The sequence below is a fragment of the Microcoleus sp. S28C3 genome (assembly GCF_036700785.1).
In the GTDB taxonomy this organism is placed as follows: Bacteria; Cyanobacteriota; Cyanobacteriia; order Cyanobacteriales; family Microcoleaceae; genus Microcoleus; species Microcoleus asticus.
Genome location: NZ_JAUBPO010000130.1, coordinates 1 through 15,646 on the forward strand (window position 1 = coordinate 1; position 15,646 = coordinate 15,646).

Sequence of the window (15,646 nt, forward strand, 5' to 3'; positions counted from 1 at the left end):
TCTCTCGTCCCCTCGCTATCTCTGAACTCCTCACCTTTCGGGGGTTTCAATATCTCACTCCTTAAGAGAACAGTGTCGTGCGATCGCATCATTCGTTTATGGCGGGTCGGTTTTTGAAGCTGATGGCGGGAAATTAAAGATATTGGCGAACCGACTCCTACGAGATATTCGATTATAGCAAAATTTACAATTGTCAATTCCTAATTACTAATTTCCACATGATGCAATTTATCAATCGGTATGGTGCGGAGATAGTTCAGCGCGCGACCGAACACTTATATTTAGTAACTGTTGCAATTTTTATCGCTATTAGTCTGGGGATTCCCCTCGGGATTTTAGTCACCAGAAAACCAAAATTGAAAAAGCCCATTTTGGGATTTGCTAATATTATGCAAACAATTCCCAGTTTAGCTTTGTTTGGCTTGCTAATCCCCGTGCCGGTAGTGGGTGGAATAGGCGATAGCACGGCAATTATCGCCCTCACTCTGTATTCTTTACTGCCTATTATCCGCAATACTTATACCGGTATTGTCGGCGTCGATCCGGCGATTACGGAAGCCGGGAGAGGCATGGGGATGACTGATATGCAACTGTTATGGCAAGTGGAAATTCCCCTGGCACTGGGCGTGATTCTGGCGGGCGTGCGAGTTGCTGCAGTAATTGCGATCGGACTGGCAACGATTGCGGCTGCAATTGGTGCCGGCGGCTTGGGGGTATTTATTTTTCGGGGCGTTGCTACAGTCAACAATCAGTTACTTTTGGCTGGGGCAATTCCGGCGGCTTTGATGGCATTAGCTGCCGATTTTGGGCTGGGTTTTGTAGAAGCGCGCCTCTCGAAAACTGCATTAAAAACTATTAATGGGGACTGAACTCCTCGCTACAAACTTTGCAGATAAAATTTTAATCTGACTCATAGCAAACCTTCTTCTGAAGATCGATCGCCCTTTCACCGCAGCCATCCTGTAGCGTCTGGATGCTTCATTTCATGTGGCTTACGCCCCCGCTGACTGATGAAGCCCGATTTCTTCCTATATTTATCGTTCCTCCTCGCAAATTTTAGTAAAAACCGGGAATAAGCGCCCATGCGTAAGCCCTGAAACTGTCCGAAGTGTTGATACATTCTATCTACTTTCAACAAGTTACAGGCGCGGAAAATTCAACCCCTCAGCGTTGTGACTTTCTGCAAACCTGAAGCATTCGGAGGATTTGCGATCAGATTGCGGATTTCATTTGACCGTGCAATGTACTCTCGATCGCTCAAAACAGCTTGGCTTCCCTCCAGCGAAATAGGATCTGCCAAATCTATCCAAGAACGGCAACCGCCGTATTCAGGAATGTACGGAATTTCTCGGGTTTCTGCAAGGCGATAAGCCCGCAGCAATAAAATATAAATTGGCTGATTTTGTTTCCATTTCAGGCGATCGCTGACAAATTTTTCATTCCAAATATGGTAAGGAAACAGCGCAGTAATTGCCGGTTCCCAAGCTACCAAAAAAACATCGGTAATCTCAGCCCAACTGCCAATTCTAATAATTTCCGGATGCCAACCAGATTCTACAGTTTTTACCTGACTCGCAAAATCCGGTTTTAATAAATCAGGCTGTTGGTGTTCAAAAGTTGGATACAGCAAAACTTGTTTGTCATTGACATTGAACTGTCCTGCTTGCTCGCGAATTCCGCCCTTCCGCAACAGCACAATCGTTTGACCTTGTTCCAAAGCATTAACTGCTACATTCCATTCTTTCAGTGCGCGAGTAGTTGATTTCATAGGAATTTAGTCTGGTTTTAACAATAGTAACAAAATTGGTACTCTCAAGCAAGTACAGCAACTTTTTTCTGTTAAAATTAGATAGCTTGAGGGTGAATACTAAAAATCTAAATCAGGACTTAGGGTATGCAAAAGCGACAATTGGGGACATCACAAATTCAGATTACCCCGATAATTATGGGGACTTGGCAAGCTGGCAAGCGGATGTGGGTGGGAATTGAGGATGCTGAAACTGTCAAAGCAATGCGCGCCGCTTTTGAGGCGGGTATTACCACCTTTGATACGGCTGAGGCTTACGGAGAAGGGCATTCGGAACAAATTATCGGTCAAGCACTTTCAGATGTGCGATCGCAAGTAGTTTATGCTAGCAAAGTTTTCGCCAACCACCTGAAACCAGATTTGTTAATCGAAGCCTGCGATCGATCGCTAAAAAACCTCAACACCGATTATATCGACCTTTACCAAATCCGCTGGCACTTGGAATTCCGAGTTAGTGCCAATTGCAGACACAATGGACGCCCTGAACAAGTTAAAAGAACAGGGAAAAATTCGGGCGATCGGCGTTTCCAACTTCTCCCGCGCCCAAATAGAAGAAGCCGCCCAATACGGACGCATCGACAGCTTGCAACCGCCATATTCTCTGTTTTGGCGCTGGGTAGAAAAAGATGCTATGTCCTATTGTGTGGACAATCATATCTCAATCATTGCCTATTCATCTCTAGCTCAAGGAATACTGACAGGTAAATTCGGGCCAGAACACAAGTTTGAAGAAGGCGACCACCGCGCCAAAAATAAGCTGTTCATCAAAGAAAATTACGACCGAGTGCAAACAGCATTAAATCAACTCAGGCCAATTGCCGATCGCCACCAGACAAGCTTGGGAAATTTAGCTTTAGCGTGGTTGATTTCCCAGCCGCAAACAAATGCAATTGTCGGCGCGCGCGACGGGGAACAAGCAGCCGAAAATGCTAAAGCTGCTGAGGTAAAATTGAGTCAAGAGGAATTAAAAGAGATTGACGCGATCGGGCGAACCGTCACCGATCGTTTAGACAATAACCCCGTTATGTGGAATTTCTAAAATAGTTAATTCAGGACTAGCAAAACCTCTATATGTAAGGTGCGCAGTGCGCACCTTACGCCTATAAATAGCGCGTAAAACCCCTCTGAGAATAAGTTTTATAAATTTTATATAGTCGGGCAAGAGGTATAATATTTACTGCCGAGTGCAAATATTCAAAAACATAAAATCTAAAATCCGTACTCCCAAATCCCCAATCTAAAATCTAAAATCTCAAGAGGTATAATAGTTACTGCCTAGTGCAAATATTCAAAAACATAAAATCTAAAATCCGTAATCCCAAATCTAAAATCTAAAATCTAAAATCTAAAATCGAATGAGTTACTGCCTAAACCCCAACTGTTCCCAGCCGCAAAACCCTCCCGCAGCCAAAATTTGTAGGAATTGCCGTTCAAAACTGCTGCTGCGCGATCGCTACCGGGCTATAAAGGCGATCGGACAAGGTGGCTTTGGCAGAACCTTTCTCGCCGTTGACGAAGACAAACCCTCAAAACCTCGCTGCGTCATCAAACAATTTTTACCCGCAGAAACCCAACTCATCCCATCAGCAAGCAATCGCAACAGCAAAAAAGCAGCCGAACTTTTTGAACAAGAAGCAATGCGATTAGACGAATTGGGAAAACACCCTCAAATTCCCGAACTGTTAGCCTATTCCATCCAAGACAGCAGACAATATGTAGTCCAAGAATTTATTGACGGGCAAAATTTAGCACAAATTGTAGAAACAGAAGGCACATTTAGACAAAATCAAATTCAAGACTTACTCAATAGCTTATTACCCGTCCTTCACTTCATCCATTCCCACAACGTTATTCATCGAGACATCAAACCCGGAAACATCATCCGCCGCGCCGACAAACAATTAGTTTTAGTAGACTTTGGCGCCGCAAAAATTGCCACAGGTACAGCATTACTCAAAACAGGAACCAGCATCGGCAGCCCCGAATACATCGCCCCCGAACAAGCTAGAGGCAAAGCATTTTTTACCAGCGATTTGTACAGTTTAGGCGTAACTTGTTTGTATTTGCTAACTCAAGTTTCCCCTTTTGACCTATTCGATCCTGGTGAAGATGCCTGGATATGGCGGCAGTATTTAGCGAATAACCCAGTCAGTGAAGAACTGGGTAAAATTTTAGACAAAATGATTGCAAATGCTACCAACCGCCGCTATCAAATGGCTGTTGAAGTATTAAAAGAAATTAATCCCCAAGTTGCGATCGATCTAGCAATTCCTCAAACAAACTCCAAGTTAGTTAAACCAGGAAAAACTCCCGCCCAGCCCCAACAGCAAACCTATAACTGGCAAGGTTTTCACACCCTCACAGGTCACAAAAACTTAATTTACTCTGTGGCTTTCAGCCCCAACGGAGAAGTTGTAGCCAGCGGCAGCGATGACAAAACAATCAAGCTGTGGGGTGTTGAAGACGGGCAAGAAATTGTCACCCTCACAGGACACGCTAACTCGGTTTATACAGTAGCTTTCAGCCCGGACGGACAGATGCTAGCTAGCAGCAGCCACGACAAAACTGTCAAACTTTGGCGGATGAAAGATGGACAAGAAATCCGCACTCTGATCGGTCACAGTAACTCAGTTTATAGCGCAGCTTTCAGTCCCGATGGCGAAATTATTGCTAGCAGCAGTTGGGACAGAACAATCAAAATTTGGCGACTCAAAGACGGGCAGGAAGTTTGCACACTTGCGGGTCACATTAATTTAGTTTATTTTGTTGCTTTTAGCCCTGATGGCGAAACTCTTGCTAGTTGCAGTTGGGACAGAACAATCAAGATTTGGCGAGTTAAAGATGGCAAGCTAATGCGCACGCTTACAGGCCATACAGACTCCGTTCGCTGCATAGCTTTTAGTCCAAATGGAGAGTTTTTGGCTAGCGGCAGCCACGATAATACTATTAAAATTTGGTGGGTCAAAGATTGGCAAGAAGTTTTAACGATCGCAGGACATTCTTGGTATGTTGATTCTATTGCTTTTAGTCCCGATGGCGAGATTCTGGCTAGCAGCAGCAATCAAACTATCAAGATTTGGCGAGTGAAAGACGGTCAAGAAATTTGTAATATTGCGGGTCATACTAACTCGGTTTATTCTGTTAATTTTAGCCCGGAAGGAGAGTTTTTGGCTAGCGGCAGCAGTGACAAAACTATTAAGATTTGGCAGAATATGATGTTTGTTTAATTGCCCATAATTAAAGTTGTAAATCATGATAAAAATTGTAACCAAAAGATTTCTGCTGCGTGACTTTGTAGATGCCGACCGATCGCCATTCTTGGACTATCAAGCCGATCCGCGCAACCAGACATTTTACGAACCCGATCGGTCTAGTCCCGACCATGCCGCACGTCTATTCGAGATGTTTCAAGCATGGGCTGCCGATCGCCCTCGACTCAATTACCAACTGGCGATCGTACAACGACATGAACCTTACGCGCTTGTCGGTTGCTGTGGACTGCGCGGAGAGTTTTGCGAAACTGGCGAGATGGAATTTGGTCTCGAACTGGCACCAGCCTATTGGGGGCGATATGCCTACGCGATCGAGGTGGGGCGTGCGCTGCTAGACTTTGGGTTCGCGGAACTCGATCTGAAGGCGATCTCCGGGTCTACCGTGAGTGCAAATACCCGGATCGCTCGGTTGGCGGAGTGGATAGGAGCAGAGGTGGTTGCTACCCGCCCAGGGTCATCATGGATGTCCGATCGCGGTTGGAGCGAGGTCGATTGGCGGATTGCACGGGCGCAATGGGAGCATCGTACTCTGCGGCACGGCCGATAATATATTTTTGTTTTGTGAACGCTTTATGAATGAGACAGCAGCCAATCAAATCCGTCAGCAGGTGGAAGCTGTGTACCGGTCCGAGTCGCGTCGCGTTTTAGCCACCCTGATCCGCTTGCTCGGTGACTTCGATCGCGCCCAAGAGGCGATGCACGAAGCCTTCGCTGCGGCTGTAGCGCAATGGCCCCGCGACGGCATTCCCGCTAACCCGCGATCGTGGCTTGTATCTACGGGTCGCTTTAAAGCGATCGACACCATCCGCCGTCGCGCCCGCTTTGATACGCACTTGGCAGAACTCGCTCAACAACTCGAGCCGAGTGACACCACAATCGAGGATGACGACGACGTTGAGGACGATCGCCTGCGCTTGATTTTCACTTGCTGTCATCCGGCCCTGTCGCCAGAAGCTCAGGTGGCGTTGACGCTGCGGGAAGTCTGCGGACTCAGTACCGAGGAAATTGCCAGCGCCTTCCTGATTGCTCCCCCTACGTTGGCGCAGCGGATCGTGCGGGCCAAGGCGAAGATCCGCGACGCACGCATTCCTTATCAAGTGCCGTCGAAAACCGATTTGCCCGATCGATTGGACACCGTGCTTCAAACGATCTACCTGGTGTTTAACGAAGGGTACGCGGCCTCATCTGGCAGAGCGCTGACGCGGGCAGATCTCGCTGACGAAGCGATCCGTTTGGGACGGCTGGTAATGGAACTGTTGCCAGACTCCGAAGTAATTGGACTCCTGGCGCTGATGCTGCTGCAAGAATCGCGGCGCACCGCCCGCACTTCCTCCACAGGCGACCTCATCCTTCTAGAAGACCAAGATCGATCGCTCTGGAATCAAGCACAAATTTCTGAAGGCAGGTTACTGGTGCAGCAATCGCTATCATCGGGACGGTTTGGCTCGTACACGCTTCAGGCTGGGATCTCAGCGGTCCATTCAGAGGCCCTGAGTGCTGCTGCAACGGACTGGGCGCAGATTGTGGGCTTATACGACCTGCTCGTGCAATTAGAGCCGTCGCCCGTTGTTGCCTTAAATCGGGCGGTGGCAGTGGCAATGCGCGATGGCCCCTTAGCGGGACTGCAATCGATCGACCAAATATTGGCGCGTGGCGATTTGGCAGACTACCATCTGGCACACTCCGCGCGAGCCGATTTGTGTCGGCGGCTGGGCAGAACGGCTGATGCCAGAGAATCCTACCAAAAGGCGCTGGCGATCGTGAAACAGGAACCAGAGTGTCGTTTTCTCGAAAAACGCCTTCGCGAGTTAGGCTGAAAAATTTTTTTGCTGCGCTGTCGATTTGCAACCTCGCCGAACGACTACTGAATGAAGGCGACTATCTCAGATCGAATTTTGGAGTAACGATGAAATACATATTGCTGATTTACAGCGACGAAAATGCCTGGACTGAAAGCGAGCTGCAGCAATGCTACGCCAAGTCTTTGCAGCTAACCCAAGAACTGCAAGCCAACGGTCAATATTTGGGTGCTTCGCCGCTGCACTCGATCGCCACAGCAACCAGTATTCGAGTGCGTGACGGCAAAAAACTTGTCACCGATGGGCCGTTTGCGGAGACGCGCGAACAACTCGGCGGCTACTTTCTGATCGATGCCAAGGATCTTGACGAAGCGATGGCGATCGCAGCACGCCTACCAAGCGCCAGTAAAGGTACGGTGGAAATTCGCCCGATCGTGGAACTGTCGGGCTTGCCATCAGACCAGTAGTTGCTGTCAGTACCGCTCAACGCAAACTTCCACATCAGCACTGACAAACTTTTCCAGAAAAAATGTTCAACTTGTCGATCGCGCGCACCTCTATTCGACTAGATGGTAGAGCAAGGGTTAGCAGTTTTCAATCTGCGCCCGGAAAACCAATCGACATCAATTAAGGAGATACCACCATGACTATGACAACCGAAACCACCAAAACACAAGACGAAGCCCAGCTTCGACAAATCATCGCAGACACTGCCAGTGCCATCTGCGCCAAAGACCTCGATGGCATCATGGCGCACTACGCCCCAGATGTGATTATTTTCGATGCAATACCGCCGTTCCAAACCAAGGGTGCAGATGAATTTCGACGGACGTGGGAGGCGTGCCTGCCTTGCTTCCCGGACTCCTTCGGGAGTGAGATGCGAGACCTCAGCCTCACCGTGAGCGGTGATTTGGCGATCGCGCACTGGCTTTTTCACTTCACAGGGATGCCAAAAGATCACCCAGGGGCGCAGATGTGGATGCGAATGACATCTGCGTGCCAGCGGAAACAGGGCAGATGGCAGATTGTGCACGAGCATTGCTCTGTCCCCTTCGATCCAGAAACGTCTAAAGCCGTTTTCTCGATCGCACCTTAGCCCAGCTCAACAACCACAAACAAAAGGAGATTTCACTATGAAAGTCATGGTTCTAGTCAAAGCTACCGAAGACTCAGAGGCAGGCGTCATGCCCAGCGAACAGCTTCTGACGGAAATGGGGGAATACAACGAAGCATTGGTCAAGGCGGGAATTATGCTCGCTGGCGAAGGGCTACATCCCAGCTCAAAAGGAGCGCGGGTAAGGTTTTCAGGCACAAATCGCAGCGTGACTGACGGGCCGTTCACAGAGACAAAAGAGCTGATTGCCGGATACTGGATCTGGCAAGTGCAGTCGATGGAGGAAGCCATCGCCTGGGTCAAACGCTGCCCCAACCCGATGCCAGGAGAATCCGAGATCGAAATTCGCCAGATCTTTGCAGCAGAGGACTTCGGCGAATCCTTGACGCCCGAACTCAGGGAACAGGAAGAACGCATTCGGGCGGGGGCAGAAAAACTCCAGCATTCTTGAGGGCATAAATACTGCCTAACTTTTTGTTCGGCAGCCACATCATTTCCCGTGAATGGATTGCTCGATCGACTATTAACCAAAGGAGTAAATGATGCAATCGAATACTTATCTCTTTTTTGACGGTGAATGCAAAGCTGCATTTAAATTCTACGAACAGTGTTTAGGGGGCAAAATCGACGGGATGATGACCTATGGCGATGCGCCCATGTCTGAGGAAATTCCCTCCGAACAGCGCGATCGAATCATGCACGCCAACTTAACTGTTGGTGGAATGGTATTGATGGGTTCTGACACTCCACCCGATTCCTTTAACAAACCACAGGGATTCTCTGTGAATCTTCAATTTGACGATCTGGTCGAAGCGGAGCGGATCTTTCAAAAATTGGCAGAAAACGGAACGGTAAAGATGCCATTCCAAGAGACCTTCTGGTCTACCCGTTTTGGAATGCTTGTCGATCGATTCGGCACACCGTGGATGATTAATGTCCAGCCAGCTACCTAACTTTTTCAAGTTTGCTCACAAGCCTTACCGTTCAATTCAAACATTAGCGAAAAATCGTTAATGTTTCATCTTGCGATCGAAATTAAAAAGGAGAAAACATGGCTACTAAAATTTTCGTGAATTTACCCGTCAAAAATCTCGATCGGTCTGTCGAATTTTTTACTAAACTTGGATTCAATTTTAACGCCCAGTTTACTGACGAAACTGCCACTTGTATGGTTGTGAGCGAAGACATCTTCGTTATGCTCTTGACAGAAGCCAAGTTCAAGGAATTTACACCCAACGCAATTTGCGATGCCACCAAGAGTACAGAAGTGCTGGTGTGCTTGTCTTCCGAGAGCCGAGAAGAAGTGGATAAAATGATTCGCAACGCAGTTGCTGCTGGCGGAACGACCTACAATCAACCGCAAGACTACGGATTTATGTATAGTCATGGCTTTCAGGATTTAGATGGCCACATTTGGGAAACTATGTTCATGGAACCCAGCGCAGTCAATCAAGGTTAGGCATTTTCTATCTGCTTCCTGAAAACAAGACAAAGCTCTTCTCAATGGGTCTAAATTAGTGATTGCATTGAGAAGAGCGATCGAATAGACCTCTTGCAAAAATAACTAGGACGGGCATCTTGCCCGTCCCACAAGAGTTATTTTTTCTTGTGGGACGGGCATCTTGCCCGTCCTATAAATTTATGAAAAGGACTTTTGCAAGAGGTCTAATATCCAAAAATCCAAAAAGGGTGCATCTCAGTTTGGCAAATCCCTGAAAAAATGGCTAAAATAAAAAATCTAGTAAAACTGTAAAAAAAGGATGAGATCAAGAAAATGACACCCGAAGATAAACAGCAGCTAAAAGCATACTAAAAAGGGGCAGGAGAAATTATTTACAGAAATACAGATTCAACAGAACTGTCAAATGCATGAAAGTATCGAGAAATCTCTACGTCAAAAAATGTTAAAATAAGTGGTTCTGAACTAGGTAGCTTTTCTTTCAACAGTATCAGGAATTAAAACAGGAAGAAGCCGAAAAGTAAAATCCGTAGTCGGCTTCCTCAACAGCGGTTCTCGTACAACAATTGAGCTGATTAACCCTTACTACACTTTTAATAAACTAAACTCATTTTTTTCAATCCATCTGCTTCACGACCTCCAAGCCTAACCCTAGCACCTCTGCAATTTGTTCATCCTTTAATCCCAACTGTCGTAATTTATCAACCATTTCAATTGTAACTTGATTCGTGCCATCCTGGTAGTCGGGAGTCGGAGGCTGACTTTTATCTGGGGTAGGAGTGGGTTGTTCTGAGCAGGCCTTGATATAGTTAATGGTGTTGCTATTACCATCAATATTATTACTATTATTTAAAGTAATCTTTATAGTTGATTGCCGTTGTAGGACAGATTTAAGATTACGTTTATCCACTGGTTCGCCGAAAACATCAGATAACATTTGCAAAAGCTCGTAACCTACATCCTTAGCATGACCCGCAGTACAACCGTAAGTATCTGCAATATTAGAATACTTTTGTCGCTTCAGTATTCCCTCGATAATTTTACGCTGCAAGTCATTGAGATGTTTGCCTGTATTCGCGCTGAGCACTTCGTCTACAAATTGCAAGATACTGGCAGTGTCCATCAGTAGGGGTGTCAGATAACTCTAGTTAGTATAGCCGACGTTATCCGTCTTTATCCGCCTTTATCCCAATTTGAGAAAAGCCCGTCTTTTTCCGTCTTTTTTTCCTTTTCTGTTGTGAGCGATCGGTCTATCATACAGAAAATGATAAAAATTAGTTTCGCTAAAAGAAGGGACTCCGCATCTAATCCCAATCTTCAACAGCGATCCAAGGGGTTTTACCCAGTTGCGAGTTGCGATCGCACTTCCAAATTATCTTATAGGTTTTGGGCGATTGCCTGTATTGGCGAACATAATTTCATCTACCAGTTTTCAGGCTTCTGCGATGTCTATCGATCAGTGATATAGGCAAGTTTTTCCGATATTATCCGATCTTTCCGACCTTTGAGCAAATTTTTCTAGTTCTACAGTTTTTTGGAGAAAACTTGTATGCGTAAGATCGCTTTCGGTGTTTTAGCAATGCTGGCTGCCACCGCTGAAATGCCTAGCTATGCTGGAGTGTATACAGCTTGGTGGGGATGGTATGAAACACAATTCAACTCGCAAGGCGCGTGCTTGGATGGTTCTCATAACTTTTTAAAGAACCAGCCAGAACTTTATGATGACGGAAAGCAGAGTCCACACACTTGGGCAAGCTACCGTAGTAACAATGGAAGCGCCTTCGTTGTCTGCGCTCCTAACGGCAACGCAACTATAATGGTAACTGGCACAGGCAATGACTACAACCTATCCGAGGAGTTAGCCAATAGATATAGACGGGCATTAGGGCGTTAACTCCTTTTCTCAGTGAGGAGTAAAATGGGTATCGAGCGTCTAATTTTCAAGACGCTCGCACCTCATATCTTCTTCCTCCTTGTATCAGAAAATAGGAGATGAGGATGAAAGATGCGATGCTTATTCGTACAACAATCAATGTGCGATCGCCCCTTACTTTTTTTATCGATAGGCGAGCGATGAAAAGTGTGGATGCGATCGCCTATACCTGATAATAATAAATGGCTGTATACTACAAAAACAGTTCATTTTTGCTAAAAAAGATGAGGTTTAATATAACAGTCGATCGGCGCGACGAGGATGGCGCGAAATAGTAACGCTATATGTTTTTAAACAGAAGTACGATCGCCCTTTTTAAACCTCTTCAACAACTCCGACGTCACCAAACCTTGCGGAAAAAATATCGTCCCCAAAACAATCAGCAACCCAAAAATAATTAAACGTCCATCCCGCAGAAATTGTGCTAACCAAATCGGCAATCCCTGAATAGTCGCCATCCCCCTCAAAACCTCCGGCAAAGCAGTAAATACCATACCACCCAAAACTGCTCCCAGAAACGTTCTGCTACCACCAATCAACACAGAAGTCAAGTAAATAATACTAGCATCAAAAGTACCTTGACGGGCGTTCCAAGTATTCAGGAAATGGGCACTAACTGCACCCACAACACCAGCTAAAATAGCGCCTAACGTGAAAGCCAAAACCTTATAAAAAGTTGGGTTAATGCCGATCGCATCAGCCGCTAACTCATCAGCGCGGATCGCCGCAAAAGCCCGCCCAACCCGAATCCGTTCCAGCCGATAGACAATCGCCATACTTACCAACAGTAAAGGTAGTACAATCCACAAATACTCGATCGGCGTTGCAAACGGTTGCGGAATCCCAAAAATGCCCACAGCCCCGCCAGTGATATCTAAATTCAGCGATAAAACCCGCAAAATTTCCACAAAAGCAATAGTTGCGATCGCCAAATAAATCCCACTCAAGCGCAGCGCCGGAATTCCCACCAAAATCCCCAGCAACCCCGAAACAACCCCTGCAATTATCATCTCTAATAACAACAACGGCACTGGAAATAAACCCCCTGTCTGTTGAAAAACCGTCGTAGATAAAATCGCCGCAATATACCCACCCAAAGCATAAAAACCAGGGCTAGCCAGAGACAATTGTCCAGTCATTAGAGGCAAATAAAGCGACATTCCCAACATTGCACCTAGCAACATCGAGACAATCAAAAATCCGTAAGTAGTAAAAAATTCATTCATAACTTTTTTTATTTCTTAGTCTCTTGGAGAGGGACTTAGTTTGACTCTTAAGCGATTTCAATCGCCGAATTTTCTGACACCTTTTAAATCAAACACCTCTATTTCTTAGTCTCTTGGAGAGGGACTTAGTTTGACTCTTAAGCGATTTCAATCGCCGAATTATCTTACACCTTCTGAATCAAACGCCGTCCCAACAAACCCTGCGGCCTAACCAATAGCATAATAAACAATATAGCAAAAGCAACAGCATCCTTATAAGCCGAAAAATCACCAGGCACAAAAGCCTCCACCAAACCAATTATAAAACCTCCCAAAACAGCCCCAGGAATACTCCCCAACCCACCAAGTACAATCACCGCCAAACCTTTCAAACCAAAAGCAATACCAAAATACGGCCCAGCAATACTCACACTAGAACCCACCAAACTCCCCGCCAAACCCGCCAGAAAACTGCTCACAAAAAACGTCAACACAATGTACCTATCAGTATCAATCCCCAATAAACTAGAAGTTGTCGCATCTTCAGCCACAGCCTGCATTGCTTTGCCAAATTTAGTAAAATTTATTAAGTAAGTTAAGACAGCCACAATCGCAACTGATACCGCAAAAATTACTATTTGAACAGTCCGAATCGGAATAGGTTTATCCGCTGTTCCGAAGTTAATTGCAGCCGGTAAATAGCCGTAAGTGTTAGCAGGAAAAGTGTAAATTTCCGCACCGACAAGATATTGGATGATATTGGCGATCGCAACTGCTACACCCAAACTAGAAACCACAGTCAGCAGAGAATCAGAGTGTCGGCGGCGCAAAGGCAAAAAAGCAACTCTTTCAACAATTACTCCCACCAAACCAGCCATGACACTTCCCAAAATTAACGCCACAGCAAAAGGCAAATCCACGGGAATTCGAGCGTTAGCCCACAACCCATTAAAACCGAAAGCACCTCCCATCAGCGCATAAGTGAAATAAGCACCCAAAGTAAATACTGCACCGTGAGCAAAATTAATAATTCCCAGAATAGAAAACACCAGCGTGTATCCGAGGGCAAAAATAGCATACACGCTGCCGATCGACAAACCATTCAAAAATTGTTGCAAAAACAGAGTTAAGTCCATCACCCGTTAAAAATTGACCATCAAAGTCAAATCATTCAACAACAAATACGCCACGATTTTTCCCTTTTTCCTCTTACTTATTCGGTTTTCTTGACATCCGTTAACTCGCTCTAGGCAATCCGTTACCGAAGGTTCCTTTCCCATCATTTCAAAAACTCAAACTTACCATTATTGCCATCCGCCTCCATCTTAATCCGTGCCACATAAAACTCTTTCTGATTAATCTCACCTTCAGGCGTAAAAGAAATTTCCCCCAAAGGAGTATCGTACTTTCCACCCAACAACTGCTGATTCAAATTTGTACGCAATTCTGCCAAAGGATTTTGGCTAACCTTCGACTTAGCATTAAGTGCCTTTAATGACTCAACAAAAACCTGTACGCCAGTAAAAGCTTGAGCGCTAAATTGAGGCGGTTCCTTCTTAAATTGAGCGCGATAAGCATCGCGAAAAGCCTTATTAACTTCATTTTCATATTCCGGGCTGTAGGCTTGGGCAATCAAAACTCCATCACAAAGTGCTTTACAAACTGCAAACACATTAGAAGTATTCAGACCGTTGCCCCCAATGATAACGCCTTTGTATCCCAACTCCCGCAACTGCTTAATTAAATTGCCTCCATCTGCGGCTAACCCAGAAATAATTATCAAATCGGGATTGACATTTATCGCATTAGTGGCTTGAGATTGAAAATCTGTATCAGTAGTCAAGAATTTTTGAACTGTTGCCAATTCCAGTCCCATATCTTTAACCGTTGTCTGAAAAGTTCCAGTCTCAGATTTGCTAAAAGCATCATTCTGAGCAAAAAACACGGCTACTTTCTTAATATTGGGATTTTGCTTCAGTGCAGCTTTCACCGCATTAGGTGCTACTACGGCGACAGGCGCGGAGACTCTGGCAACATAATCGCCAATCTGGGGAATGCCTTTAGCGGTGTTGGATGGTCCGAGTACGGGAATTTTTGCGCGATCGGCGATCGGATCGGCACTAAAAGCTTGTTGTGACAGGGTTGGCCCCACAATACCAACCACCTTATCCTGATTGATCAGAGTATTGAAAGCATTGATCGTCCCTTGTTCGTCTCCACCCGTATCTTGGAATACCAGTTTAATGGGCGTCCCATCCACACCGCCCTTATCGTTGAAATATTTCTCAGCAATTTTTGCCCCAGCCACCTGTTCCTGACCCAGTAAAGCCACATTGCTAGTTTGGGCCACCCCAATACCTATAGATATAGTGTTGGAACTACTCCCAGGTGAACCCTCTGGCGAAGCACCGGGAGATGGGGAAGTCGCCGGAGATACTGTAGTAGAGGTTTGGGGAGTGTTCGTCTGACTGCAAGCCAGCAGCAGTGAAGCGCAGGTAATGAATAAGCCACTAGGGCGGGCTGTAGGTTTTTTCATGAGCGGGCGATCGAACATCTATATATAGAACATCTACACGTAGAGATATTCTACCCATACGTGGTAGATGCTCCCCTCAAAAGTCCAATCTTGGCAAAAAAAAAGACCCAAGCCATAAAGAGGAGTCAGCCAGGGGATGACCCAACGCGGTGTAATAGCCAAAACCCTGACGGTGTATGGCTTCAAAAAAAAATCAAAAATACTTTCACAAAACGCTTGACAACATCTTGCGGAATCAGTATATTAATAAAGCGCCAGAAGGGAAGCGGTTCAAACAACCACAACCGGAAGGTAAAAACTGAACCTAGAAAAAAGAATAGTTTGAAAGCTTAAAGCACTATTAACCTCGTCAAAAAAATCAAGATAGAGAGTGAAGGCGAGAGCTGATACTCAATATCGCAAACAACGAGAAAAAAGTCAAGGGAAAAAAACCAGCTTCATGGTTGAGTGGAAAGAACTTGACTAAAGCCAAAAAAGAACTCAACAACACGGAGAGTTTGATCCTGGCTCAGGATGAACGC

At 45.8% G+C, this 15,646-nt stretch carries 17 protein-coding genes and 2 pseudogenes; 13 read left to right on the plus strand and 6 right to left on the minus strand.

The features are described 5' to 3' along the window. Nucleotides 1-197, minus strand: a 197-nt coding sequence (locus tag QUA13_RS27960) for a hypothetical protein (protein ID WP_333203789.1), incomplete at its 3' end; no start/stop codon positions are given. 21 nt (nt 198-218) lie between these two features. On the opposite strand from QUA13_RS27960, the gene QUA13_RS27965 reads away from it, so the two are divergent. Beyond that, a complete protein-coding gene (locus QUA13_RS27965) occupies nt 219-869 on the plus strand; it encodes an ABC transporter permease (protein ID WP_333203790.1) in 651 nt (216 codons plus the stop codon). A gap of 287 nt (nt 870-1,156) precedes the next feature. On the opposite strand, the gene QUA13_RS27970 is transcribed toward QUA13_RS27965, so the two are convergent. After that, nucleotides 1,157-1,768 (minus strand): DUF1802 family protein, encoded by a 612-nt coding sequence (locus QUA13_RS27970; RefSeq protein ID WP_333203792.1) that lies wholly within the window; start codon nt 1,766-1,768, stop codon nt 1,157-1,159. 204 nt (nt 1,769-1,972) lie between these two features. Between QUA13_RS27970 and QUA13_RS32890 the strand changes: the two are divergent. From QUA13_RS32890 to QUA13_RS28020, 11 genes and pseudogenes are all read left to right on the plus strand, one after another. Next, nucleotides 1,973-2,179 (plus strand): annotated as a pseudogene (locus QUA13_RS32890) (aldo/keto reductase); the annotation flags it as partial. An 82-nt stretch (nt 2,180-2,261) separates the two neighbouring features. Further along, nucleotides 2,262-2,846 carry an aldo/keto reductase gene (locus tag QUA13_RS32895; protein WP_445242753.1) on the plus strand — a complete coding sequence of 195 codons (585 nt, stop codon included), beginning with the start codon at nt 2,262-2,264 and terminating at the stop codon, nt 2,844-2,846. Between the two features lie 316 nt (nt 2,847-3,162). Then, on the plus strand, nt 3,163-5,034 hold the full coding sequence (locus QUA13_RS27980) for a serine/threonine-protein kinase (protein ID WP_333203794.1): 1,872 nt from the start codon (nt 3,163-3,165) through the stop codon (nt 5,032-5,034). A gap of 25 nt (nt 5,035-5,059) precedes the next feature. Continuing rightward, a complete protein-coding gene (locus QUA13_RS27985) occupies nt 5,060-5,626 on the plus strand; it encodes a GNAT family N-acetyltransferase (protein WP_333203796.1) in 567 nt (188 codons plus the stop codon). Between the two features lie 25 nt (nt 5,627-5,651). After that, nucleotides 5,652-6,896, plus strand: coding sequence for an RNA polymerase sigma factor (locus QUA13_RS27990; RefSeq protein ID WP_333203798.1), 1,245 nt, complete (start codon nt 5,652-5,654; stop codon nt 6,894-6,896). 89 nt (nt 6,897-6,985) lie between these two features. Continuing rightward, nucleotides 6,986-7,345 carry a YciI family protein gene (locus tag QUA13_RS27995; protein WP_333203800.1) on the plus strand — a complete coding sequence of 120 codons (360 nt, stop codon included), beginning with the start codon at nt 6,986-6,988 and terminating at the stop codon, nt 7,343-7,345. A gap of 176 nt (nt 7,346-7,521) precedes the next feature. Next, nucleotides 7,522-7,974 carry a nuclear transport factor 2 family protein gene (locus QUA13_RS28000; protein WP_333203802.1) on the plus strand — a complete coding sequence of 151 codons (453 nt, stop codon included), beginning with the start codon at nt 7,522-7,524 and terminating at the stop codon, nt 7,972-7,974. A 37-nt stretch (nt 7,975-8,011) separates the two neighbouring features. Further along, nucleotides 8,012-8,443, plus strand: a complete 432-nt coding sequence (locus QUA13_RS28005) for a YciI family protein (protein WP_333203804.1) — start codon at nt 8,012-8,014, stop codon at nt 8,441-8,443. An 88-nt stretch (nt 8,444-8,531) separates the two neighbouring features. Then, complete coding sequence (locus QUA13_RS28010) at nt 8,532-8,945, plus strand: VOC family protein (protein ID WP_333203806.1); 414 nt, start codon at nt 8,532-8,534, stop codon at nt 8,943-8,945. Between the two features lie 98 nt (nt 8,946-9,043). Next, complete coding sequence (locus tag QUA13_RS28015) at nt 9,044-9,451, plus strand: VOC family protein (protein WP_333203808.1); 408 nt, start codon at nt 9,044-9,046, stop codon at nt 9,449-9,451. 369 nt (nt 9,452-9,820) lie between these two features. Next, a pseudogene (locus tag QUA13_RS28020) lies at nt 9,821-9,995 on the plus strand (ISKra4-like element ISMiva1 family transposase); the annotation flags it as partial. A gap of 72 nt (nt 9,996-10,067) precedes the next feature. Here QUA13_RS28020 and QUA13_RS28025 read toward each other — a convergent pair. Continuing rightward, nucleotides 10,068-10,574 carry a hypothetical protein gene (locus QUA13_RS28025; protein WP_333203810.1) on the minus strand — a complete coding sequence of 169 codons (507 nt, stop codon included), beginning with the start codon at nt 10,572-10,574 and terminating at the stop codon, nt 10,068-10,070. Nucleotides 10,575-11,000: 426 nt separating this feature from the next. Between QUA13_RS28025 and QUA13_RS28030 the strand changes: the two genes are divergently transcribed. Further along, a complete protein-coding gene (locus QUA13_RS28030) occupies nt 11,001-11,345 on the plus strand; it encodes a hypothetical protein (protein WP_333203812.1) in 345 nt (114 codons plus the stop codon). A 329-nt stretch (nt 11,346-11,674) separates the two neighbouring features. On the opposite strand, the gene QUA13_RS28035 is transcribed toward QUA13_RS28030, so the two are convergent. The 3 genes from QUA13_RS28035 to QUA13_RS28045 all read right to left on the minus strand — a co-directional run bounded on the left by QUA13_RS28035 (nt 11,675) and on the right by QUA13_RS28045 (nt 15,125). Further along, on the minus strand, nt 11,675-12,610 hold the full coding sequence (locus QUA13_RS28035; protein ID WP_333203814.1) for a branched-chain amino acid ABC transporter permease: 936 nt from the start codon (nt 12,608-12,610) through the stop codon (nt 11,675-11,677). A 164-nt stretch (nt 12,611-12,774) separates the two neighbouring features. Further along, nucleotides 12,775-13,725, minus strand: coding sequence for a branched-chain amino acid ABC transporter permease (locus QUA13_RS28040; protein ID WP_333203818.1), 951 nt, complete (start codon nt 13,723-13,725; stop codon nt 12,775-12,777). 143 nt (nt 13,726-13,868) lie between these two features. Beyond that, nucleotides 13,869-15,125, minus strand: a complete 1,257-nt coding sequence (locus QUA13_RS28045; RefSeq protein ID WP_333203816.1) for an ABC transporter substrate-binding protein — start codon at nt 15,123-15,125, stop codon at nt 13,869-13,871. Nucleotides 15,126-15,646: the final 521 nt, after the last annotated feature.